Source organism: Tahibacter amnicola (genome assembly GCF_025398735.1).
Classification (GTDB): Bacteria; Pseudomonadota; Gammaproteobacteria; order Xanthomonadales; family Rhodanobacteraceae; genus Tahibacter; species Tahibacter amnicola.
Window position 1 is genome coordinate 4,634,484 of the sequence record NZ_CP104694.1, and the last position, 23,746, is coordinate 4,658,229.

Sequence of the window (23,746 nt, forward strand, 5' to 3'; positions counted from 1 at the left end):
CGGTGAAAGATGTTTGCGGTCCTGCCGGTCCTGTGAGCGACGGAGCGAGCCATGACGAAACGATTCTTCGACACGATACCCGGATCCCTGATCACCCCCGAGCCGATCTATCACGGTCGCCGCGAATGGCTCAAATCGCTGGCGTTGAGCCCGCTACTGATCGCTGGTTGCAAGGCGGAGTCCACCGCCGGTACCCAAGCACCGATCATGCCGGATGCGGCCCCGCTGCAGGCGCGCCGCCCCAGTGCCTGGGACACGCGCGACGAACAGACCAGCTGGCACGACGCCACGCACCATAACAATTTCTACGAATTCGGAACGGGCAAAGGGGATCCGTCCAGACATTCCGCGCGTTTCAAGCCGCGACCGTGGTCGGTCGAGGTCGCCGGACTGGCCGAGGTGACCGGCACGTTCGATCTTGACGACCTGGTCAAGCCCGAGCTGCTGGAGGAGCGGATCTATCGCCTGCGCTGCGTCGAAGCCTGGTCGATGGTGATCCCCTGGGTGGGCGTGCCGCTGGCTGACTGCCTCAAGCGCTTCAAACCGCTGTCGAGCGCGAAGTACGTCGCCTTCACGACCGTCATGCGACCAGCGGAGATGCCTGGGCAGTCCTACCCGGTGCTCGACTGGCCCTATCGCGAAGGCCTGCGCATCGACGAGGCCATGCACCCGCTCACGCTCCTTGCGGTCGGCATGTATGGACGCGTGCTGCCCAACCAGAATGGCGCGCCACTGCGACTGGTGGTGCCGTGGAAGTACGGCTTCAAGAGCATCAAGTCGATCGTGCGGATCGAGTTCGTGGCAGAGCAGCCGGTGACTTCCTGGAATGCCGCCGGGCCCGACGAGTATGGCTTCTATTCCAATGTGAACCCGCAGCTGGATCATCCGCGCTGGAGTCAGCGCACTGAGCGGCGCATCGCCGGCAGCGGCGGCAGCCTGTTCGGCAATCGCATTGAAACCCTGCCCTTCAACGGCTACGGGGAGCACGTGGCCTCGCTGTACACGGACGCCGATGCGAGGAAGTACTTCTGATGTGGCCGAAGGATGCGATCGGCGCCGCCAAGGTCCCGTTCCTTCTTTTGTGCCTGCTGCCGCTGGCAGGGATCGGCTGGGACATCGCACACCAGTCGCTCGGGCCTGATCCCGTTGCACAGCTGGAGCATCGCACGGGCGACTGGGCGTTGCGGCTGCTGCTGGCCACGCTGGCGGTAACGCCGCTGCGGCGCGTCACCGGCTTTGCGCCCCTTCTACGCTTCCGGCGAATGCTGGGCTTGTTTGCCTTCTTCTACGCCACGATGCACCTGGCGACATACCTCATCATAGACCTGGGCGGATTCTGGACCCAACTGTTCGCGGAGATCGTCAAACGCCCGTACATCACGGTTGGCTTCCTCGCCTGGGCGGGGCTGGTGCCGCTGGCATTGACCTCAACGCGCGGCATGATGCGGCGGCTCGGGCGGCGCTGGACGCAGCTGCACCGGCTGGTCTATCCGATTGCACTTCTGGCGGTTCTACACTTTCTCTGGCTGGTGAAATCCGGCCAGAAGATCGCCGTGCGCGAACCGCTGGTGTATCTGGCAATCTTCGCCGTGCTGATGCTGTGGCGCATACCGTGGACCCGGCTGGCTGCGCGCCTGGGACTGCGGGAACCCCCGGCAACCGGGTCGCCCGCCCCGCAGCGACGCTGAAGGAGAGTCACAGACCGAAGAAGAGCAGCAGCGCGATCGCACAGGCAATCAGGGCCGCCGCCGCAATCAGCCACCAGATTTCGTTGCGGCCGTTGCCCGCTGCCGGCTCAGGCGCCGCCGGCTTGCGATTGATCGGCAAATCCACCGCCTGCATCGTCTGTGTGATCGCCGGCGCGGCCGTATCGGAGCGCTCGGTCACTTCGTCGTCGCGCAACGGCAGTCCCGGCGCTTCGAGCAGGAAGCGATTGCGGTCGAAGGCAATCTGATCGCCAGGATGCAGTACGGCATCGCGCACCTGGACGCCGTTGACGAAGGTGCCATTGGAGGAACCCAGGTCGCGCAGGTAGATGCCTTCGCCCGAGTTCTCGATCATGGCGTGCCGGCGCGACATCTCCGGCTCGTCGAGCACCAGGTCACACTCGCTGCCGCGGCCGATGGTCAGGCGCACGCGCACGGGCACGATCCGCCCGAAGTGGCTGCCGGAAACGCCACGTAGTACGACCCGGGGAGGAATGGCGCGGACCCGGGTCTCGGCGCCGCCATCGTTCTTGGCGGCGGGAACAGTGGTACGGATGACGTCGTCGCGATCGGGCTTTAGCATGATCTGCACCGTACCGATGCTGAGAATGTCGCCGAGCCGCAAGATGCCCTTCTCGCGAACCGGCCGGGCGTTGAGGTGCGTCCGGGCGCGCGGGTCCGTGACCGCCAGCGTAAGGCCGCGGTTGTCGACCTCGATCCGGGCGTGGTCAGACGCCACCCCGGGTACCGGCAGGACGATCTGGTTGGTCGTGCCCGAGCCGATGCTGCACACGCCGGGACGCAGCACGTAGTCCACGTGCTCGCCATGGGGAAAGCTCAAGCGTGCGCGAATTTCCATCTGCTGCCCGGTCCACTCCGTCATCAATCGCGGTGGCAATTTACCATGAGCCACGACGCCAATTACCAGCGCGCTTCCACATCCAGCGCGGCACGGTCCGTGTGTTCGCGCAGGCCGTCACGCTGCTCGTGGAATGCGGCCAGCCGCACGCTCCAGTGCGGGGCGATGCCGTAACCCACCCATGGCATCACGCCATGCGCAAAACTGTGGAACCACCAATCGTCTTCGCTGAAGGCCGCCATGACGGCGTCGCGCTGGCTACGCTGGATGGCGTAGCCGAACTCCCAGCCGCCGCGTTCAAAGCGATCGCCCAGCACGACGCTGAACCGGGCGCCGTTGGCATCGTCATCGGCGCCGAGGTTGTGCACGAGGTCCAGACGGGCCTCCAGGGGCCAGTTGCGGAGCGTGGTACGGCCGACCAGCTGCAGGTCCAGCAGCTCGTAGTCGCTGGCCAGCGGACCACCGGCGGGAATGCGACGGTTCGTCCGTGCCAGGCCCTGGCGGGTGAGTTGTTCCAGGTGCGAAAAATCCAGGTAACTGAGGATGACGGCGCCATTGGTCGGCGCCCCTTCGCGCCAGCGCCAGGCCGCCTGCACCGCGGCGATGCGGGTATCGTCGTCGTAGAGGTGCTGTGCCGCGAAGCCACCGACGGTCAGTTGCAGGCGGCTGAAATCCCCCAGGGCAAACGAGTGGTCGACGCTGGCGCCGGCGGGTCGAAGGTCCTGGTCCCAGACCAGCGGCGACAGTTCATAGGGGAATGGCGCCTTGCCCAGGAGCACCGAGGTGTTTTCGCCGGCCTGCCAGCGCAGCCAGAGCTGGTCGAGGTTGCCGCCGTCGCTGCGTTCGTTGTCGTTGTTGCTGCGGTTGTCGCGATTGGCGTCGCTGCCCTGCCCGAGTTCGATCGCCGCACCGAACTGCAGTTCCGGCATCGGCGCATAGGCGGTGCCCAGCCGCAGCCGCCCACGCAACCGCTCGAGCGGGTCGCGCCCGGCTGGCAGGCCATCGACATAGTCCAGGCGTAGCAGCAGATCTCCAAAATAACTCCAGGGTTGGTTCGCTTCCGGTGCTTCGTCCGCCGGCGAAAGCAGGTCACCCTGGGCGACCGCGCCGGTCGACACCAGCAGCAGGCCTGCCAGCCAGCCTTGCCATCGGGATCCAGGCAGCATCATCGTCAGGCCCTCAACTGCGCCAGTGCGGCGGCCAGGTCGGCGGCGCTGCGCGGGCGTTCGGCGACGTTACGCTTGAGGCAGCGCAGGATCACGGCTTCCAGCTCCGGCCGTACTTCCGGCCAGAGCGCGGAGGGTCGGGCGGGTTCCTGCTGCATCTGCGCCATATAGATCTCCATCGTGTTCGAACCGCTGAACGGCAAAGCGCCACAGAACATCTCGGTCATGAGAACGCCGCAGGAATAGATATCCGCACGTTCGTCGACCTCCTCGCCTGCCAGCTGTTCGGGCGCGCAATAGTTGGGCGTACCCAGGAACGTGCCTGGCTGGGTGTGCCCCGGTTGCGCGCGGCGGGCCGGTCGGGCAATGCCGAAATCCATCAGCTTCGCGTTGCCGTTGGCTTCCAGGATCAGATTTTCGGGCTTGATGTCGCGGTGCAATACACCGACTTCGTGCGCCGCAGCAAGGCCGGCCGCCAGCTGGCGCGCGATGCGCAGCCCCGCCGAATAGGGCACGCGCTTGGCTTCCCGCAACAGGAAGCGCAGGGTCATGCCGCGCACGTATTCCATCGAGATGTACGGCATGCCGTTGACTTCGCCGAAATCAAAGGTGCGCAACACGTTGGGATGGGTGATGCGGCGGGCCAGCTTGATCTCGCTCTTGAGCCGGTCGAGCTGCTCCGCATCGAGCAGCGCGCCGGGCTTGAGCATCTTCAGCGCGACCACGTCATCCAGTTCCAGGTCGTGCGCCTTGTAGACCACGCCCATGCCACCGGCACCCAGCACCGACAGCACCCGGTAGCGGCCACCCAAGGTGGTGCCCGCGGCGAGCTCGCCGGTGTCACGCGACACGACGGGGGTTGTTGCACGCGGCGCAGAAGCGCCGCGGACGGCGGAGCGCTGGAGAGTAGCGCCCTCGCCGATATCCGGCTCCGGCAGGCGTCCGAGCACCTCATTATTGACGGCATAAAACGGCTTGCCGCTGAAATTGCCCGTCGCCACCGCCACGCTGTCGGGTCCCAGCGCTCCCTTGACCGACTCGCCGGCATTCTTGCCAGCCAGCAGCTGCCCCGGCGCTGCATCGCACAACAGCCGGTCGATCTGGACCTGCGCCGGGCCGATCAGCTGTTTGCCATGCTCTTCGCTGGCCAGCACCATCGCACCATCCGCCAGGGCGGCGGCGGGTTTGAATTCGCCCTCGCTGAGGATTTCGCGAAACACACGCAGCGCATCAACCAGGCGTGCCTGCCCACTGAAGGCAAGCAACCAGCGGGCGCCCACCAGGGGCCGGCATATTCCCGAGGTCACGGCCGCCATCGCCTCCAGGCGCGACTGAATGCGCTGCTGCATCGACAGCACCGCCTCGGGCGCGGTGGCCGGTGGAAGCGTCAGCAATTCGCGGAATTCCAGCCCGAGCAAGGCATGCATTTCCCGGTGCGGCGGCTGCAGCACCGCCATCGGCCGCGTACGCAACTCGACCACCGCCCCGCCGCCTTCCTGGCCGGGCTCCGGCAGGAAGCGCGCGAGATTGCCGACATAGCCTTCCATGTCGCTCTTCTCGCGCAGGTCCGACAGGAGCGAATCGAAGGCGCGCGCGAGGCGGGCCAGTTCATCCTTGCCCTCGATGCCGATGCGCGTCTGGAAATTCCCCGCCGCGGCCGCCTCGGCGGCACTGGCCATGGCACTGACCGGCCGCAGGATGCCCTTGGAGATGACATAGGACAGCAGCAGCGCCGCGAGCAGGGAGGCCAGGCCCGCTGCCAGGACGCTGTTGAGGATGGAGCGGTAGCTGGCGATGATCTGGTCCGCCGAGGCCAGCACCACGACATTACCCAATGCCGCCTCGCCGGGGGCTGCTGTCGCGGCACTCTTGGCGACCCATTCCTGGTCGCCCAGGTGCAGTGCGACACCGCCCTCGGTCATGGGCTTGAGCCGTTCGGGCGAATTGGCGATCACGTCCTTGAGCTGGGCCGCGGCCGCAGATTCCAGCGAGCTGGCGACCAGGGTCGGCTTCTTGTCGACGGGAATCCAGAAAGCGATCTCGGCGCCGCTGACCTGGGCGACCTTGCGTGCCAGGCTGTCATCGATCGCTGCGGCGAGCAGCAGGAATCCGACCACGTTCTCATCCTGTGCCAGCGGCACGATGGCGCCCTGGTACAGCTTGTTGTTGAAGCGCCAGTAGCCGCTGAACGGACGGGTTTCCTGCAGGGCGGGCGCCACCAGGGCATCCTCGGCCAGGGATTCCCGGAAGGCCTCGTTCTGGTCGGTGCGCGCCAGCACCTCGCCCTTGCCGTCGAGCAGGATGCCCAGGTCAAAGCCGAACTCCTTCTGGCGATCGCCGAGGAGGTCACGCATCGAGGTGGTATCAGGACCGGCATCGCCGCCCAGGCCCGGCAGGGTGCTGGCACTGGTGGCGTCGGCAATGTACTTGACGAAACTGGCGTCGGAGGCGAATACGCGCAGCGACAGTTCCAGTTGCTCCAGGCGGCGCTGTTCGAATTCGCGCTGCACGGCCGCGCTGGTGGTTAGCGCTTTCTCGACGGCCTGCTTGGCCACGCCCTGGCCCTGCACATAGGTCACCACGACGGCGGCCCCGACCGCCAGCACGATCAGCAGCGCGGTAGCCAGGAAGAAGCGCAGCGCCAGCGGCAACGCGAAACCGCGCTGACGACGGGGCAGGTCAGTAACCGCCATCGCTGCTTCGGCCATAGGGTTTTCCGAATTTATTCATATGTGGAGGAATCTTCTTCTGCGACACATCCAGCTTTACCTGCACGGCACCGCCCTGCCCCGCCACCCGTTCGCCGTGCCAGGGCGTGGCACGGTCGAGCCAGACCACCAGGTCGCCCTTGCCGGCGGGCACATCCTTGAGCTTGAAACGTCCCTGGGCGTCAGGTCGAACAAAATGCGGGGTATCGAGCACCAGGATGTGGCCGACCATCGAATGGTGGACGTTGCAGTACACCCGCACGTAGCCGGCGTGGTCGAAGCGCTGGGTCTTGCCCTCGCCCTGGCCGTAGAGACCGATATCGAAGGCGTTGTCTTTCGAGCTGGAGAAGGCGTTGTGGAGAATCGGATCCTGATTGGGAAAGCGCACCTGGCTCCCCACGGTGACCGGCAGGATGCGCGGCACGAACTGCTTTCGCTGGGTGACCATCTCGTAGGGCTGGGTCGATGGAGACATCACCCCGGGATTGGTGGGCCGGAAGTAGACAACCGCCTCGGCGGCCTCCTCCGGGCGTAGCGCCTTGCCATCCAGGTACAGGGTGACCTGGCCTTCGATGGTAGCCGCCCAGGCCACCGACGAAAGCCCAGCCAGGGCCGCACACAGCCATCTCATCGCGCGCACATTGCCTCCTCACCGACCATGGCCCGCCGATGGCTGGCCGTTCCGACTTCCGGCACCACGGCGATCGGCGCGTTTCGCCTACGCTTGGACGGATGCCACCGGATGCAGCGCTGTGGTGGCCACGTGTCCCCCCGGCACGCCTTCTCAGGCATCATAGTGCAAAGCCGCCCGGGCAGGCAGCCCGAAGAACAGATGGAAGAATGGTCCATGCCGAGTATCGACATCCGCCACAAACACAAGAAAGCCACCAAGGAAGCCAAGCAGGCCGTCACCGACGTGGCCCGCGAAATCAGCCAGAAATTTGACCTCACCTATGGATGGGACGGCGACGTGCTCCACTTCGAGCGTTCGGGCGTCAGCGGCAAGATCGCCCTGGAAAAGGGCCTGGTTCACGTGACCGCGGAACTGGGCTTCCTGCTGTCCATGCTCAAACCCACCGTGGAGAAGGAAATCGAGAAACGCCTGGTCGAGCACTTCGGCGCGGCGTGACCCTCCGGCCGGCGCCGTGCCGATTGGCACCGGTCCGGCCCCCGCCCCTCCACTCGTTTGCGGCCGCGCCGGTTGTCCCGTCGCGGTCGCCCGCTACAATCCCTTCGTCACTCGCATCAGGTCGTTTCCATGCTCGTAGTCCAGGCCGCCAGCAAGCCGCGCAAGCGGACCACGCGGGCGCGAATCGGTTTAGCGGTCGCCGGTGGCGGCCCCATTGGCGGCATGTACGAGCTGGGCGCGCTGCGCGCCATCGAAGAGGCAGTCACGGGACTGGACCTGACTGACCTGGATGTCTACGTCGGTGTCAGTTCCGGCGCGTTCCTGGCGGCGGGCCTGGCCAACCTGCTCGACACCGCCGAGATGTGCCGGATCTTCCTCACCGGCCAGTCGGACCAGGCGCGATTCCACCCGGAAGTCTTCGTCCGGCCGGCGATGTTCGAGTACCTGCGTCGCGCCATCCACATGCCACGCATGATTGTCGACTGGGTTGGCGCAGTGGCGCGCAATCCGCTTGAATTCAACGTGTCCGATTCGTTGATGCGCCTGGGCAGCCTGCTGCCGACGGGCCTGTTCGACAACGGAGCGATCGAGTCCTTCCTGCGCGAGATGTTCACTACGCACGGTCGCAGCAACGACTTCCGCGAGCTCCAGCGACGCCTGTATGTCATCGCGGTCGAACTGGACAGCGGTCGCGAGGTGCGTTTCGGTGCGCCCGGCCACGATGACGTCCCGATCTCGGTGGCGATTGAAGCCAGCGCTGCCCTGCCGGGCCTCTACCCGCCGGTGAAGATCGGCTCCAAGTATTACGTCGACGGCGCATTGCAGCGCACCTTGCACGCCAGCGTCGCGCTTGACCAGGGCGCCGACCTGGTCATCGGCATCAATCCGCTGGTGCCCTTCGATGCCGCCCAGGCCCACGCCAGCGGCGCGGCCGCGCCGGGCAGCCTGATCGAAGGTGGCCTTCCCGCGGTGCTGTCGCAGACGTTCCGCACCATGCTGCAGTCGCGCATGCAAGCCAGTGTCTCGCGCTACGCGCGGCACTACGACAGTGCCGATGTGGTGCTGTTCGAGCCGAATGCGGATGACGTGAAAATGTTTTTTACCAACGTTTTCAGCTACGCCAACCGTCAGCAGGTGGCCGAGCATGCCTACCGCTCGACCCTGGCGGACCTGCGAGCCCGCCGCGAGGTGATCGAACCGATTCTGCAGCGCAACGGCCTGGCATTTGACGAGGCCGTGATGTCCGACACCCACCGCACCCTGCACGATGGCCTGGCCCAGCCCCGACCGGCCGGTTCACCGACGACCTCGCGCCTGCGCTATGCACTGGACGAGCTGGATGGGCTGATCGAGAAGGGGCGCGCCGCATCACGCCAGACACGCCCGCAGCGCAGCGAGCCACGCAAACCGGCACGCCGGCGCGCGCGCAAGAAACCGGCGGACGAATCCTGACATGCCGCCGGACGGGCGCCTGCACTACCGGGCGTTCCGATGCGCGAGCATCCGGCGCGCATACCGTTGCGCTTTGCGATCGGCGAGCCGTATAGACGTCCATACGCACACGCGTGTCGTCACCCGCACCGGCACCTCCGCAATGCGTCATAGTGTGATTATTCTAGGCACGGCCCGGAGACTGCCGTCGATCCGGGGTTGTTTTCGTGCGCCCTGACCCTTTCCACGAGGAGCGTCGTATGAGCAAGCCGAAACTCAAGTCGAAGGCCAAGCCGGCCCCCCAGCCCGCGGACAACCTCGGTAAATCCATCATGGAATCGGCCCAGCAGATCTGGCTGGCCGGCCTGGGTGCTTTCGCCAAGGCACAGGAAGAAGGTTCCCGCCTGTTCGAGAACCTGGTCAAGGAAGGCCTCAACCTGGAGAAGAAAACGCGCAAGATTGCCGTCGGCAAGGCCGACGAAGTGCGCGGCGCGGTTGAATCGGGCGTCAGCCAGGTCAAGGAACGCACCCAGGAAACCTGGGACAAGCTGGAAAAGGTCTTCGAAGATCGCGTGTCGCGGGCGCTGGGTCGCCTGGGTGTTCCCGGTCGTCGCGAATTGGCCGAGCTGTCTGCCCGCGTCGAAGAACTCTCGCGCGAGATCCGCAAGCTCAACAGCCGCGGCTCCAGCCCGGCGCCGGCGAAGAAGGCGACACGCAAAGCTTCCAACAGCGCGCGGGCGCGGGCCCCGGGCGCCGAAGTGAATTAAGCACACGCACTGCGCATTCCGCAGATGCCCTCCGGCGTGCGGAATGCACAGGAACTCTGCACTTGTCCAGAGTTTCCTTAAGAAACAAATCTTATTTTTGTACGTCAGGCGAGCCACCTACACTGGGCTGCCGGCGCGATTTCAGGCCCGTCAACCACCAACGACGCCGGGAACCCTCCCCCCGGCTCTGGTTGACGGGCTTTTTTACGACAAGTGTCCGCAATCGCGCCGACGCGCGGCGATGACACCGGACTCGGCACCATTCCTGGTGAAGAATCTGTCGAAGCCGCAGGTCGTGGCCACGATTCAGGCATGACCGCTACACTGGCGACATGACGTCCTCGCCAACGCCATCAACGCCCCCTGCCACGCCCCTGCGGCGCATGGCCGAGCAGGCATTCAGCCGAGCCGCCGGCGCGCCCTTGATCGGCGGCAACCAGGTCGAGCTGCTGATCGACGCGGAAGATCATTTCGAAGCCTGGCTCGCCGCGATTGCGTCCGCGCGCCGCAGTATCTTCCTGGAAAATTACATCATTCGGGACGATCCGGTCGGCCGCCGCCTGCGCGATGCGCTGGCCCGGCGCGCCGCGGCCGGCGTCGCGGTCTTCGTGATGCGCGACTGGCTGGGCTGTCTGGGCCAGGACAGCACCCGCTACTGGGCACCGCTGGTTGAGGCCGGCGGATGCGTGCGCACCTTCAACGCACCGCGATTGAGCAGCCCGGTCGGCTGGATCAGCCGCGACCATCGCAAGCTGCTGGTGATCGACAACACCCTCGGCTTCATCTCCGGCGTCTGCGTCTCTGCCAAGTGGCTGGGAGACGCCAGCTCCGATACGCCGCCCTGGCGCGATACGGGAGTTTCCGTACGAGGGCCCGCAGTTGCCGAGCTCTCGGCCGCTTTTGCCGATCTTTGGGCCAAGGACAACCCGCCCGTGCCCGGTCACTTGCTGGAGCCGGTGCCGGACGTCGCGGGCGACATGGACGTGCGGGTGATCGCCACGGTGCCCAGCACTGCCGGCCTGTTTCGTCTCGATCAGCTCATCGCCGCCATGGCGCGGCGGCGCCTGTGGATTTCGGACGCGTACTTCGTGGGGCTGCCGCCTTACGTGGCGGCCCTGGCGGCCGCGGCACGCGACGGCGTCGACGTGCGCCTGCTGGTTCCCGGCGCCAGTGACATCCCCGTCGTTGCGCGATTGTCGCGGGCCGGGTATCGCCCGCTGCTCGAGGCGGGCATCCGCGTTTTCGAGTGGAATGGCTCGATGATGCACGCCAAGACAGCCGTCGCCGATTCGCTCTGGGCGCGGGTGGGGTCGAGCAACCTCAACATCGCCAGCTGGATGGGCAACTGCGAGATTGACCTGGCGATCGAAGACCGCGCCTTCGCGCAGAAGATGGAAGAGCAATTCGTGCGCGACCTGGAGCAGTCAACGGAAATCGTCCTCAAGCCGGCGCGGCAGGCCAAACGACAGCGGCGGCGCAGGGCGCGCGGGCACGACAGTGGCTCCGGACGCGCCGCCGCAAGCGTGATGCGCCTGGCCCACAGCGTCGGCGCCGCGCTGGGCAACCAGCGGGTGCTCGGGCGCGCCGAGGCTGGCGCCCTGCCCTGGGCCAGCCTGGTGCTATTTGCCTTTTCCATGATTGCCATTCTCTGGCCGCGCGTGGTGGCCTGGCCGCTCGCAGCGACGTTCGGGTTGATCGGGCTGAGCCTTTTTGCGCGTTTCCTCATGACGCGACGTGCGACACAATTGCCGGCTTCCGCCGCCACGCCGGCGCCGCCGACCGTCGCCCCCAAATCATGAGATGTATCGTCATTGACCGCCCCGGGGGCTACGACGCACTGAAACTGGTCGAGAAACCCGACCCGGTGCCCGGTCCGGGTGAGGTCCTGATCGCGGTGAGCGCAGCCGGTGTCAACTACGCCGACGGCATTATCCGCATGGGTCTGTACGAATCAGCCAAGCGGCTGCACGGCTACCCCATCACACCGGGCTTTGAAGTGGCCGGCACCATCGCCGGCGTCGGCCCGGATGTGCACGATTACGCATTAGGTGATCGCGTGATCGCGCTGACCCTGTTCGGCGGCTACACCGACCGCCTCTGCGTCAACACCGATCGCGTCTTTCGCCTGCCCACGCACATGGATTTCGTCCACGGCGCCGCGCTGCCCGCCGTGTTCCTGACAGCCTGGTTCCTGGTCCATGAACTGATCCATCCGCGCCGCGGCGACACCTGGCTCGTTCACTCGGCAGCCGGTGGCGTGGGCAGCGCGCTCGCACAGCTGGGTAATGCGGCCGGCTGCCGCGTCGTCGGCGTCGTGGGCAACACCCACAAGCGCGCTGCCGCCATTGGTGCCGGTTGTGACGCCGTCATCGACAAGTCCATGGAAAACCTGTGGCAACGCGCCCGGGCATTTGCACCGGAGGGGTACCAGGCAGTCTTTGACGCCAACGGCGTGAGCACACTGCGGGCGAGCTACGGACATCTGGCACCCGCCGGCAAGCTGGCCATCTACGGCTTTGCCTCGATGCTGCCGCGCAATGGCCGCATCAACTGGCTGCGCCTGGCCTGGGACTGGCTGCGCACCCCGCGCTTCAATCCCCTGAAGATGACGCAGGACAACCGCAGCGTTGTCGCGGCGAATCTCAGTTTCCTCACCCAGCAGAGCGAGCGCCTGCGCACCGGCATGGAGTGGCTGCTGGCGCGCTTTGAGAATGGCGAGCTGATTGCTCCGCCCGTCTCCACCTTTCCGCTGGGCGCCGCCGCGTCGGCGCAGCGCGCCATCGAATCCGGTTCGACCGTCGGCAAGCTCGTACTGGTGTGTGAAACGCCGCGCGGCGACGCACAGGCCTAGGGCCTGCAACAGGTCTCGACAGGCCCTGCTGGCCAGTCACTGCCAGTTCGAGTGCTACTGGCCGCTAGTGTGGTGTTCCATTAATACGCTTAACTAATTGCGCGCCCCAGCCGACCGACACTCGCGATGATCTGGTCGGCAGTGCGTCGCCAAGTGAAAGGCTTTGGATCTTGGTTGTGTTGGTGCAGGTATTCGCGAATGGATCGTTCGAGGTCGGCGACGCTCACGTGTGCGCCACGCTTGAGCCAGCGCGTGGTCAACGTGGAGAAGAAGCGCTCCACGAGGTTGAGCCATGAAGCCGATGTCGGGGTGAAGTGCAGGTGGTAGCGCGGACGCTGAGCGAACCAGCTACGCACCGCCTCGGTCTTGTGCGTGCCGTAGTTGTCGAGGATGAGATGGATGTCGAGACCTTTCGGCGCATCGCGGTCGATGGCATTGAGGAACTCGAGAAACTCGGCACTGCGATGGCGGCGCTTGAGGCGGCCAATCACCTTGCCGGTAGCCACATCCAGGGCAGCGAAGAGCGAAGTGGTGCCGTGGCGCTGGTAGTCATGCGTATGCGTTGCCGGCTTGCCGAAAGTCATCGGCAGGCCAGGCTGCGTGCGGTTGAGCGCCTGAATCTGGCTCTTCTCATCCACACACAGCACCAAAGCCCGGTCAGGTGGCGCCAGATACAAACCCACAATGTCACGCACCTTGGCCACGAAGTGCGGATCGGTCGACAGCTTGAAGGTCTTGGTCAGATGTGGCTTCAAGCCGAACGCACGCCAGATCCGATGCACGGAAGTCGCCGATACGCCGCTGGCCTGGCTCATCGAACGCACGCTCCAATGCGTGGCTTTCGTGGGTTTGGCTTTGCGGGTGCGTTCGATCACTGCCTGCACGCACTCATCGTCGACCGAACGCGGACGACCAGGACGCGGGGCATCGGTAAGCCCGGCAAAACGATACGCCGCGTAGCGACGGCGCCACTTCGATACCGTCTGCTCCGAGACAGCGTACTTCTTCGCAATCGCTTCCCCACCAAGCCCATCTGCGCACGCCAGCACGATTCGAATCCGAAGCTTTTCGTCTTCGGGCGCTTTGCGTACTGCCAGCTGCGCCAGCAATTCGCGCCGCTCATCGGCAGAGATCTCGAGCTTGCTGATCGGTCGACCCATGCGCGCCATCTTCGCAGTCTCCGTCGGGGACTACGAGAGATTACTCCTTTGGCCAATTAATTCAATCTATTAACGGAACACCACACTAGCAGGCCGTTGAGAAAACCCAATTTCCGCCCAGATCAAGCTGGCCAAGTGTTCGTTCGTGGTGCAGTAGCTGATCGATAGTGTGGGACTTGCGAGCTACGTCGGCGAAGGATTCCACCATCCTTGGATGCCGCCGATGCGGATCAAGTTGTAGGCGGCGAATGTCCAAGTAACCCATGCGCGTACAGCCGGAAGTCCCACGCGAGTCAGCTTTCGAAGTTCACCGATGGTCTTGACCCAACCAAATCCTTGCTCGATCTTCTTTCGAACCCGCTGGCTGATCGCGTATCCCTTGCTTGATGCGGTGCGTCCGTCAACTGCACTTCGACGGTGGCTATTGTTCTGGGCAACGTGAGGCTTGATACCACGCTCCTTCAACGCGGCTACGAAAGCATGAGTGTCATAGGCTTTGTCTGCACCCAATGTGCATCCGGCGCCCAGGAGCATTTCGTCGACCAGCAACAGGCCGCTTTCTCGCTCGGATGTCCCAGTCGCATGGCGTACATCAACTCCCACCAGCAGACCGTTCCGGTTCTCCATCAATGTGCTGGCTTGGTAGCACAGCTTGGCTTCCTTGCCAGCACCTTTGCGCATCAAGCGTGCGTCGGGATCCGTCGTAGATTCGTGTGTTTCGTTACTGCGCTTTTGACCGTGAAAGTTTCCGCTGTCATCGCTACCGTCGCCGTCCTTCGGGCGAAAGCTTTTGTGAGAGGCCCAAGCCTCCAACAGTGTTCCGTCCACCGAAAAGTGCTCGTTACTCACCAGCTGTTTGAGCTGCGCCACCAACACGGTGTGATCGAAAAATCGTTGGGCGATCTCTTCATCGAACAACCGATCTCGATTGAACGAGAAGGTGGAATGGTCCCATACTCGATCGTCGATATTCAGGCCAACAAACCAGCGAAACAGAAGGTTGTAGTCCAGCTGTTCCATCAGCAGTCGCTCGCTGCGTACGCTGTACACGACCTGCAACAGCGATGCACGAAGCAACCGTTCCGGCGGAATGGACGGCCGCCCGATCCTGGCATAACGCGACTCGAATAGTTCGTCCATATTTGCCAAGATTCCGTCAACCAATTCCCGCAACTGACGAATGGGATGATCCGGCGGAACGCGTGCCTCGACCGATACGTAGGAGAACAATCCGAGTTGCTGAACGTCCGGTGTTCGCATGCTGAGTGGCTTCAGTCAATGGCGGAATGCTGCATTTTGCACTGAATGGGGCTTTCTCAACAGCCTGCTAGAGCACCGCCTGGGCGAAGTCGAAGTGGAAATCCACCAGCCAGTCGCACAATACGGCGCCGCTGGCGTAGTGGGCGCCGAGCTTGAGCACTTCGCCGATATCCTGCACGTCGTCAACGCCGCTGGCGATGATGATCTTCCCCATGGACTTGGAGCGCGCGAAGTTGTTGGCAAGTCCGGACCAGGGCGACCCCTTGGCCACCGGCGCTGGACGGTTGAACTGAAGCAACCCGAACGACGTGTGTGACAACCAGCGCTGCGCACGCTCCGAGTCGTCGTCCATGCGCAGGCACAGACGCGAACCGACCCGCTGCAAGGTCTCGATGGCGTTGTCGGACGGTGCGCTATCGAGCAGGTCCAGGACGCTGAATTCCAATGCCACGACGCCGGGCTGCAGATTCTGCGAGCGCAATTCCGTCGCCAGCCAGGGCGCGAAGGAGGAATCGGTCAGCGCTTCGGACGAAAGGCGGAGGAACACACGAAGATCCGGCTTGCCGGCCGCCGCTGCCTGGATGGAACGCAAGGCCAGACGGACCTGACGCCGATCCGCCTGCGTGAGCAGCCCCTGCGACCGCGCCAGCGGCAGGTATTCATCCGCGTCGATGAGAATGGCCTGCGACGTGCGCGGCGGCTTGAGCCGCATGCGGGCGATGTACTGCTCGGTCAGGTTGCCGGTCAACGGGACGAGCGGCTGGTATTCGAGCACTGTCGTCGCCGTATCGGCCGGCGTTCGCAGGATCGCGCGGACCAGACGGACGCGGGGATCTTCGCTGGCAACCGTGGTGTCGCGCAGTTCCAGCAATACGCAGTTGCCGCCCGATGCCTGAGCGGTCAGCGTGCTCTGGCGCAGGCGGCGGATCATCTGTTCCACCCGCGAGATCGTGGTGATGCGTTGCGCGGTCAGCGTAAAGGTCAGGTTGAGTGGATCGTCGGAAGACAGCCACGTTCGCGCGACCAGCCGCTCGCGCGCAGCGGTCAGCGCATCGCGCATCGCCAGTTCGTCTTCCTTCTGTGCAATGGCCAGAAAAGCAAATTCGCCGTAGGCGCACAGTGGACGGGCGAACGGCAGGTCGGAAGCCAGCGCCGCGGCCAGCTGCTGCGACAAGGTGGATACATCCACAAAACTGATCCGTTCGCGCAGGGCCTCGATATCGTCGACGCCGATATACACCAGCGCCGAACACGATTCGCCGGCCTTGTCGATCAGGTTCTGCAATTCCTGCACGAAAACTTCGCGGCCACTCAGGATGCCGCGACGCTCGCCGCGGTTGGAGCCGGTGGATGTGGCCAGCGCACGCGCGCGGCGGACGCGACTGTCCACGCTCATCAGCAGGTGGCGCGGCTTCACCGGCTTGAGGATGAAATCGTCTCCGCCCATGGAAATGGCATCGAATCGGCGATCCAGGTCCTGCTCGCCGGACAGGAACACGATCGGCAGGAAGGCGAATCCCGGCTCCTGGCGGATGCTTTGCGCCACTTCAATACCGTTGCCGTCAGGCAGGTAGAAATCCAGCAGCACCAGGTCGGCATTGAAGGTGCGCAGGGTGGGAATCACGCTGGCGACGTCCGGGCAGACCTTGGTGGAGATGCCCCGGTGGCGCAGGATCGATTCGCAGAATTTGGCCTGGGCCGGGTCGTCCTCGACCACCAGCACGCGATATCCCAGGTTGCGTCGCTGCTCCAGCGCTTCCTCCATGCGCGCGAAAATTGCCACCGGGTCGCGGCTGGAGACGACCGCATCGGCACCGGCGCGCTGGGCGAACAGCATCCGCGCCGCATCCGCCGCTTCGGCCAGCACGATGCAGACAGGCGGTTCACGATGCGCCTCGCGGGTGCGGGCGAGCGCTTCGAGCACGTTGTGCAGCTGCGGTACGTAGCTGTCTTCGACCAGCAGCAAGTCGGGCGTGGCCTCGGCAAAGGCCGACACCATGGCCTCAGGCGCACTGAAGGGGCGCACCACATACCGCTGGGAGCCCAGGTAGGGCGGCAAGCCCTCAATCTCACGTCCCGGCGGACACAGGTAGAACGCCGTGCCGCGGATGTCGGCCACGGGCGCACGCTTGACCGGCCGCGCCACCTCCTTGGCCGGCGGCGGTGCGAGCTGGTCGATCATCGTCGCCATCGCCTGGCGTTGCGCCGCGCTCGGCGTTGCACCGGTGGCTGCAAAGGAGCACAGGAAGACCGTCAGTTCGAGGGCCGGATCCGCGATATCGGCAACGCCGAGATTTTCGGCTTCCTCGGATATGCGTTCGAGCTCTTCATGGAGCAAGCCGGCTCGACCGCTGTCCCAGGATTGCCCCAGGTGCGTGCGCCATTCGCCGACAAATGTGTCGAGGCGCTGGCGCAGGGCGCGTTCTGGCGCGCTCATGCGCCGATTGGTTCCTTCGGCTTCGGCTTCTTTCGTCTGGGCCATTCCGCCACCGCCATGAACACCGTGCGTCCCACTATACCGTTACCGCATGGGCGCCTGACCAGCCGGATCGTGTCGGCGCGTCAATTTTCGGCCGCCCGCGGCGCCGCGGAACCATTGTGGGGGTGCGGACGCGCCCCTACACTGCGTGGCCCGTCCGCCGGACGCCGGTTCCGCCCGCCAGCAATGACCGAAGATCGCCTCGACTACGTCGCCGAGCGGGACGTCCTGACGCCGTCGCTGCTCACCCGCCGTGCCCGCGACCTGCTCGAACGCGGTTTCGGCCTGGTCTGGCTGGAAGGCGAAATCTCCAATCTGTCGCGGCCGTCATCGGGTCATCTGTATTTCAGCCTGAAGGACAGTGGCGCGCAGGTTCGCTGCGCGATGTTCAAGCCCAAGAGCACCTGGCTGAAATTTCGCCCCGTCGACGGCCTGCATGTGGTCGCCCGGGCCCGCGTAAGCCTGTATGAGGCCCGCGGCGAATTCCAGCTGATCGTCGAGAGCCTGGAAGAAGCCGGCGAAGGCGCCCTGCAGCGCGAGTTCGAACGGCTGAAGGCACTCCTGGCTGCCGAAGGACTGTTCGACACGGCGCGCAAACGCCGCCTGCCGGACGTGGTGCGCCACATCGCGGTGGTCACCTCGCCATCCGGCGCGGCGGTTCGCGACGTGCTGAGCGTGCTCGGCCGGCGCTATCCGCTGGCACAGGTCGATATCATTCCGGTTCCCGTGCAAGGCAAGGAAGCGCCGCCGGCCATCGTGGCAGCCCTTGCAGCCCTCAGTCGGCGGGCCATCCACGATGTCGTGCTGGTGACGCGCGGCGGCGGTTCGATCGAAGATCTGTGGGCCTTCAACGACGAAATGGTGGCACGCGCCATCAGCCAGTGCCGCATTCCGGTGGTGTCCGCGATCGGGCACGAAGTGGATTTCACGATTGCCGATTTCGTCGCCGACCTGCGCGCACCAACGCCCTCGGCCGCTGCCGAGCTGCTGGTGCCGGACATCCAGGAGATCAGCCGCTCGCTGCGGGAACGCTTCGAACGCCTGGGCAAGGCGTTGCTGCGACTGCGCCAGGACCTGGCGCAGCGGATCGACCGGCTGTTCTCGCGACTGGAGACGCGCAGCCCTCAGGCGCGCCTGGCGCTGGGTCGAAGCCGGCTCGATGGCCTGCGCCGCCGCATGGATCACGCGCTGGTCCAGCAGCGGCATCACCTGGCACGTGAGCTGGCTGCATTGTCGACGCGCCTGGGTCGCCAGCATCCCCAGCTGCGCCTGGCGCGCGACTCGACGCGCGCGCGCGACGGATTCGAGCTGATGCGGCGCACGCTGGAAACACAACTGGTGCGCCAACGCGCTCGACTGACCGAGCTGGGGCGCACCCTGCATGCGGTCAGTCCGCTCGCGACACTCGGACGCGGCTATGCCATCCTGCTCGACGGCGCAGACGGCCACGTCTTGCGCAGCGTCGGGGATGTGCGCGCGGCACCGACAGTGACAGCGCGCCTGCACGACGGTGCGGTCACGCTGCGGGTGGACGGGCTGGCGCCCTAGTATCCACTTTGCTACAAACTCCGTTCCCCGCAGGCCGTGCCTGCCTCGGCCAAGGAACGGAGAATCGCGTGCTCAAGCCCTCCTACCCGTACTACCTCGCCAGCCGCCCCGTCGCCGCCAACACCGATCTGGCCGTCACCGACAAGTTCACCGGCGAAGTCGCCACGCGGGTCGCCCAGGCCGATGCCGCTGCGATTGACGCCGGAATCACCGCGGCCGTGAATGCCCAGGAGTCCCTCCGCCAGTTTGCGCCATGGCAACGCCAGGCCGTGCTGGAACATTGCGTGAAACGTTTCCGCGAACGCAGCGACGAGCTGGCGATGGCCCTGTGCATCGAGGCCGGCAAGCCCATTCGCGACGCACGCGGCGAGGTCACGCGCCTGATCGACACCTTCCGCGTCGCTGCCGAGGAGTCTGTGCGCATCCAGGGCGAGGTCCTGAATCTGGAAATCTCGGCGCGGGCCAGGGGCTACCGCGGCTTCACGCGGCGCGTGCCGATCGGCCCCTGCTCCTTTATCTCCCCGTTCAACTTCCCGCTCAATCTCGCCGCGCACAAGGTGGCGCCGGCCATCGCCGCCGGCTGTCCGTTCGTGCTCAAGCCCGCCAGCCGCACGCCGATCGGCGCACTGATCATTGGCGAGGTACTGGCCGAGACGGACCTGCCCGCCGGCGCGTTCTCAATCCTGCCGGCACACCGCGACGGCGCCGATCTGTTCACCACCGACGCGCGCCTGAAATTGCTCTCCTTCACCGGTTCGCCCGAAGTGGGCTGGGATCTCAAGGCCCGCGCCGGCAAGAAAAAAGTCGTGCTGGAGCTGGGCGGGAATGCCGCCTGCATCGTCGATGCGGACCAGGCCGACCGCCTGGATTTCGTCGTTGAACGGCTGGTATTCGGCGCCTTCTACCAATCGGGACAAAGCTGCATCAGCGTGCAGCGCATCCTCGTCCACGACACGCTTTACGATGCGCTGCGCGAACGCCTGGCAGCCCGGACCCGCGCACTGGTGATGGGCGACCCCAAGGCCGAAGAGACGTTCATTGGCCCGATGATCGACCGCCGCGAAGCCGAGCGGCTGGAAGGCTGGATCCAGGAAGCGATCCATTCCGGCGCGAAGGTGCTCTGCGGTGGTCGACGCGACGGCGTCATGCTCGAAGCCACGCTGCTGGAGGCGGTCGACGCCACGCAGAAGATCTCGTGTCTGGAGGCGTTCGGCCCCGTGGCCCTGCTGCAACGTTATGGGGATTTCGAAGAAGCCCTGCGCACGGTCAACGATTCCACCTTCGGCCTGCAGGCCGGCGTGTTCACCTACGATATCCGCAAGGCCATGCGTGCCTGGGACATACTGGATGTCGGCGGCGTCGTCATCGGCGATGTCCCCAGCTTCCGCGTCGACAACATGCCCTATGGAGGCGTAAAGGATTCGGGCCTGGGCCGCGAGGGCATCCGTTACGCGATCGAGGACATGACAGAGACACGCCTGCTGGTGATGCGGGACGCCTGACGATATCGCTCCGGCCACCTCGGCACGACCGGCCGCCGCTAGACGACGTTGCCGGCCGCGTGGCCGGACGCCCAGGCCCACTGGAAGTTGTAGCCGCCCAGGTGGCCGGTGACGTCGAGCACTTCGCCGATGAAGTACAAGCCGCGCACACGACGTGATTCCATCGTCGAGGATGACACCTCGTTCGTATCGACGCCGCCGAGCGTCACCTCCGCCGTGCGATAGCCTTCGGTGCCACTGGGAACCATCGGCCAGGCATTGAGCTGGGCACCGATCTGGCGTAACTCGGCCGGCCGGTACTGGCGCATCGGCTTGCTCCCAAGCCAGACGTCGCACAGGCGTTGCGCGAGCCGCTTGGGCAGTGCGTCACCCAGTACGGTGCGCAGCTCGCTGGCCGGTTGCCGCGCCTGGCGGCCGGCAAGGAATTCAGCGGCGTCTTCCGCGGGCAACAGGTCGATCGAAAGGTCTTTGCCGGGCTGCCAGTAGGACGAGATCTGCAGAATGCCGGGACCGCTGATGCCACGGTGCGTGAACAGCAGCTGGTTGCGAAAACGCGCACCGTCGCAGTGCACTTCCACCGGCAGCGACAGTCCGCTCAGGTCCTGGTAGTGATCCAGGTGCTTGCCACTGAGCGTCAGCGGCACCAGCCCGGCGCGCGTGGCAAGCACCGTGTGTCCGAACTGGCGCGCGATTTCGTAGCCGAAGCCGGTGGCGCCCATGCTGGGAATAGACAAGCCACCGGTCGCGACCACCAGCGAAGCGGCCGCATGGGTGCCACGGGTGGTGGCAACGCGGAAGTGGCCCTGCTCCTGGGTGATCCTTTCCACGCTGCAACTGGTTTCGACGGTGACGCCGGCATCGGCGCATTCCTGCAGCAGCATTGCGACGATGCGTTTGGACGAGTCATCGCAGAAAAGCTGGCCAAGCTCCTTCTCGTGGTAGCCGATCCGATGCTGCTCGACCAGGCCGATGAAATGCGTGGGCGTGAACCGCGCCAGCGCCGACTTGCAGAAATGGGGATTGGCCGAAAGGAAGTTTCCAGGGGTGGTGCCGGTATTGGTGAAATTGCAGCGCCCACCGCCGGACATCAATATCTTCTTCCCGCAGCGGTTGGCGTGCTCGACCACCAGGACGCGCCGGCCGCGCAGGCCCGCAACCCGCGCGCACATCAAGCCGGCGGCACCGCCGCCGATGATCACGACATCCCATTCCATCCACTGCACCCGCCCGTTCTGTGCGTTCGACCGGCCTCGCCGGGGCGGCAGTGTAGCGGATGGCTCGCCCGACCATGGTCGAAGTCCGTGGGCAGATGCGCCGCCGCGGACTACCATTGTGGTTTCGCCCGTACCGGAATGGTGTTCCCATGATGCGTGTTGCGTGCCTAGCCTCCCTGATCGCGCTGTCCCTTCCGGGCATCGCGGCCGCCACCGATCCCCTGCGCACAGTGGCGGAACAATCCGGGTTCCAGCGCACCGGCCGCTACGACGAAGTGATCGCCCTGTGCGAACGGTTCGCCAAGACCTTTCCCGAGCACGTCCGCTGCGATGCCTTCGGCAAGACGCCGGAAGGCCGGCCGATGCAGTATCTCGTCGTCAGCCGCAGTGGCGCGATGACGCCCGAAGCGGCTCGCGAGAAGGGCCTGCCTGTGCTGCTGGTGCAGGGCGGCATTCATGCCGGCGAAATCGACGGCAAGGACGCAGGTTTCCAGCTGTTGCGCGAATTGCTCACGGCCAGGAAACCCGATCCGGCACTGGAGAAGCTGGTGCTGGTGTTCATACCCGTGTTCAACGTGGACGGTCACGAGCGCTTTGGCCGCTGGAACCGCATGAACCAGCGCGGCCCGGAAGAAATGGGCTGGCGTACCACGGCGCAGAACTTCAATCTCAACCGCGACTATCTCAAAGCGGAAACGCCCGAGATGCACGCCATGCTGGGGCTGATGGGCCACTGGGATCCGGTGCTCTACGTCGACCTTCACGTCACCGACGGTGCCCAGTTCGAGCACGACATCTCCATCCAGGTCGAACCGGTCCACTCCGGCGACGCGACGCTGCGCGCTGCTGGCCGCGCGCTGCGTGACGACACCGCCGCGGCGCTGGCCAAGCAGGGCTCGCTTCCGCTGACGTTCTACCCCTCTTTCGTCGTCAATGACGACCCCGCCTCGGGTTTTGCCGATACGGTTGCGCCGCCGCGCTTCTCCACCGGATATATGCCGCTGCGCAACCGCTTCGGCCTGCTGGTGGAAACGCATTCCTGGCGTACCTATCCCGAGCGCGTGCGCACGACCCGCAATACCGTCCTGAACCTGATTCACCTGACCGCCGAACGCGGCGCCAGCTGGCGTCAGTTGCAGGCTGGCGCCGACCAGCGGGCAGCGGCGCTCGGTGGCAGCGAGGTGCCGCTCGATTACCACGCAACGGACAAAACCCGCACGATCGATTTCCGCGGCTATGCCTATACGCGCACCCCATCGGAGATCAGTGGCGTGCTGATGACGCGCTACGACGAAACCAAGCCGCAGATCTGGAAGATTCCGTTGCGCGACGAGGTCGTGCCGGGCACCGTCGTCACCGCCCCGAAGGCCGGGTACATCGTGCCACCTGCCCATGCGCGTCTGGTCGGAGAAAAACTGGCGGCGCACGGGGTGCAATTCCAGGTCATCGACACGGCACAGACAAAAGCCCCGGTATCAGTATTCCGGGCGAACAGGGTGAAGTTCAGCAGCGAGCCGAACGAGAGCCATCACCGCGCCACGCTCGAAGGCGCGTGGAAAGCGGAGTCACGCGATATCGCCGCGGGCGCGCTGTTCGTGCCGTTGTCGCAGGCGAAGTCGCGGATCGCGGTGCACCTGCTTGAACCAGTCGCCGGTGACTCGCTCGCGGCCTGGGGCTGGTTCAACGGCAACTTCGAGCAGAAGGAATACATGGAGGAGTACGTCGCCGAGGCGATTGCCCGCGACATGCTCAAGAAAGATGCCGCGCTCGCCGCCGAATTCAATCGCAAGCTGGAAGACCCTGAATTTGCAAAGGACCGGTTCGCACGGCTCAGCTTTTTCGCTCAGCGGCACACGTCCTGGGACGACCAGCTCAACCTGTATCCGGTCTATCGTACCGACGTCGTTCCAGCAGCCGTCGACGCCAACAAGTAGCAGGCAGCGGGCGCGTTCTCCGGGCCCGCCGC

General features: G+C 65.2%; 18 protein-coding genes. 10 read left to right on the top strand and 8 right to left on the bottom strand.

Annotated elements, in window-relative coordinates; translation table 11 throughout:
• Window positions 1–51: 51 nt before the first annotated feature.
• Both msrP and N4264_RS18120 read left to right on the top strand, forming a co-directional pair.
• Window positions 52–1,032, top strand: coding sequence for a protein-methionine-sulfoxide reductase catalytic subunit MsrP (gene msrP / locus N4264_RS18115; RefSeq protein WP_261693640.1), 981 nt, complete (start codon window positions 52–54; stop codon window positions 1,030–1,032).
• A complete protein-coding gene (locus tag N4264_RS18120) occupies window positions 1,032–1,688 on the top strand; it encodes a protein-methionine-sulfoxide reductase heme-binding subunit MsrQ (protein ID WP_261693641.1) in 657 nt (218 codons plus the stop codon). Before msrP ends, N4264_RS18120 begins: the two co-directional genes overlap by 1 nt.
• A 7-nt stretch (window positions 1,689–1,695) precedes the next feature.
• Here N4264_RS18120 and N4264_RS18125 read toward each other — a convergent pair whose 3' ends face one another.
• Genes N4264_RS18125 through N4264_RS18140 form a run of 4 tightly spaced genes read right to left on the bottom strand, consistent with a single transcriptional unit; the run spans window position 1,696 to window position 7,079 of the window.
• The gene (locus N4264_RS18125) at window positions 1,696–2,589 is read right to left on the bottom strand and encodes an FHA domain-containing protein (protein ID WP_261693642.1); all 894 of its coding nucleotides are present in this window, start codon (window positions 2,587–2,589) and stop codon (window positions 1,696–1,698) included.
• A 38-nt stretch (window positions 2,590–2,627) separates the two neighbouring features.
• Window positions 2,628–3,734 carry a putative porin gene (locus N4264_RS18130; RefSeq protein WP_261693643.1) on the bottom strand — a complete coding sequence of 369 codons (1,107 nt, stop codon included), beginning with the start codon at window positions 3,732–3,734 and terminating at the stop codon, window positions 2,628–2,630.
• Window positions 3,735–3,736: 2 nt separating this feature from the next.
• Window positions 3,737–6,439, bottom strand: coding sequence for a serine/threonine-protein kinase (locus N4264_RS18135; protein WP_261693644.1), 2,703 nt, complete (start codon window positions 6,437–6,439; stop codon window positions 3,737–3,739).
• Window positions 6,411–7,079 carry a cupredoxin domain-containing protein gene (locus tag N4264_RS18140; protein ID WP_261693645.1) on the bottom strand — a complete coding sequence of 223 codons (669 nt, stop codon included), beginning with the start codon at window positions 7,077–7,079 and terminating at the stop codon, window positions 6,411–6,413. Before N4264_RS18140 ends, N4264_RS18135 begins: the two co-directional genes overlap by 29 nt.
• A 207-nt stretch (window positions 7,080–7,286) precedes the next feature.
• Between N4264_RS18140 and N4264_RS18145 the strand changes: the two genes are divergently transcribed.
• The 5 genes from N4264_RS18145 (at window position 7,287) to N4264_RS18165 (ending at window position 12,617) form a co-directional block, all read left to right on the top strand.
• A complete protein-coding gene (locus N4264_RS18145; protein ID WP_261693646.1) occupies window positions 7,287–7,568 on the top strand; it encodes a polyhydroxyalkanoic acid system family protein in 282 nt (93 codons plus the stop codon).
• A gap of 129 nt (window positions 7,569–7,697) precedes the next feature.
• The gene (locus N4264_RS18150) at window positions 7,698–9,020 is read left to right on the top strand and encodes a patatin-like phospholipase family protein (protein WP_261693647.1); all 1,323 of its coding nucleotides are present in this window, start codon (window positions 7,698–7,700) and stop codon (window positions 9,018–9,020) included.
• 239 nt (window positions 9,021–9,259) lie between these two features.
• Window positions 9,260–9,766: a phasin family protein gene (locus N4264_RS18155; RefSeq protein WP_261693648.1), complete on the top strand. Its 507-nt coding sequence runs from the start codon at window positions 9,260–9,262 to the stop codon at window positions 9,764–9,766.
• Window positions 9,767–10,098: 332 nt separating this feature from the next.
• Complete coding sequence (locus tag N4264_RS18160; protein ID WP_261693649.1) at window positions 10,099–11,565, top strand: phospholipase D-like domain-containing protein; 1,467 nt, start codon at window positions 10,099–10,101, stop codon at window positions 11,563–11,565.
• A complete protein-coding gene (locus N4264_RS18165; RefSeq protein ID WP_261693650.1) occupies window positions 11,562–12,617 on the top strand; it encodes a zinc-binding dehydrogenase in 1,056 nt (351 codons plus the stop codon). The genes N4264_RS18160 and N4264_RS18165 overlap by 4 nt, the downstream gene beginning before the upstream one ends.
• Before the next feature lie 89 nt (window positions 12,618–12,706).
• On the opposite strand, the gene N4264_RS18170 is transcribed toward N4264_RS18165, so the two are convergent.
• From N4264_RS18170 to N4264_RS18180, 3 genes are all read right to left on the bottom strand, one after another.
• The gene (locus N4264_RS18170; protein ID WP_261692906.1) at window positions 12,707–13,777 is read right to left on the bottom strand and encodes an IS630 family transposase; all 1,071 of its coding nucleotides are present in this window, start codon (window positions 13,775–13,777) and stop codon (window positions 12,707–12,709) included.
• A 183-nt stretch (window positions 13,778–13,960) separates the two neighbouring features.
• Window positions 13,961–15,037, bottom strand: coding sequence for an IS5 family transposase (locus N4264_RS18175; protein ID WP_261692907.1), 1,077 nt, complete (start codon window positions 15,035–15,037; stop codon window positions 13,961–13,963).
• A 67-nt stretch (window positions 15,038–15,104) separates the two neighbouring features.
• Window positions 15,105–17,474 carry a response regulator gene (locus tag N4264_RS18180; protein WP_261693651.1) on the bottom strand — a complete coding sequence of 790 codons (2,370 nt, stop codon included), beginning with the start codon at window positions 17,472–17,474 and terminating at the stop codon, window positions 15,105–15,107.
• A 228-nt stretch (window positions 17,475–17,702) separates the two neighbouring features.
• Here N4264_RS18180 and xseA point away from each other — a divergent pair, with 228 nt between their 5' ends.
• Together xseA and N4264_RS18190 are read left to right on the top strand one after the other, a co-directional pair.
• Window positions 17,703–19,064: an exodeoxyribonuclease VII large subunit gene (gene xseA, locus N4264_RS18185; RefSeq protein ID WP_261693652.1), complete on the top strand. Its 1,362-nt coding sequence runs from the start codon at window positions 17,703–17,705 to the stop codon at window positions 19,062–19,064.
• Between the two features lie 68 nt (window positions 19,065–19,132).
• Complete coding sequence (locus tag N4264_RS18190; RefSeq protein ID WP_261693653.1) at window positions 19,133–20,566, top strand: aldehyde dehydrogenase family protein; 1,434 nt, start codon at window positions 19,133–19,135, stop codon at window positions 20,564–20,566.
• Window positions 20,567–20,604: 38 nt separating this feature from the next.
• Here the strand turns inward: N4264_RS18190 and N4264_RS18195 are convergent, their stop codons facing one another.
• Window positions 20,605–21,780, bottom strand: coding sequence for a BaiN/RdsA family NAD(P)/FAD-dependent oxidoreductase (locus N4264_RS18195; protein WP_261693654.1), 1,176 nt, complete (start codon window positions 21,778–21,780; stop codon window positions 20,605–20,607).
• Window positions 21,781–21,929: 149 nt separating this feature from the next.
• Here N4264_RS18195 and N4264_RS18200 point away from each other — a divergent pair, with 149 nt between their 5' ends.
• Entirely contained in the window at window positions 21,930–23,714 is a 1,785-nt protein-coding gene (locus N4264_RS18200; RefSeq protein WP_261693655.1) for a M14 family metallopeptidase, read from the top strand.
• The last annotated feature ends 32 nt before the right edge of the window (window positions 23,715–23,746 follow it).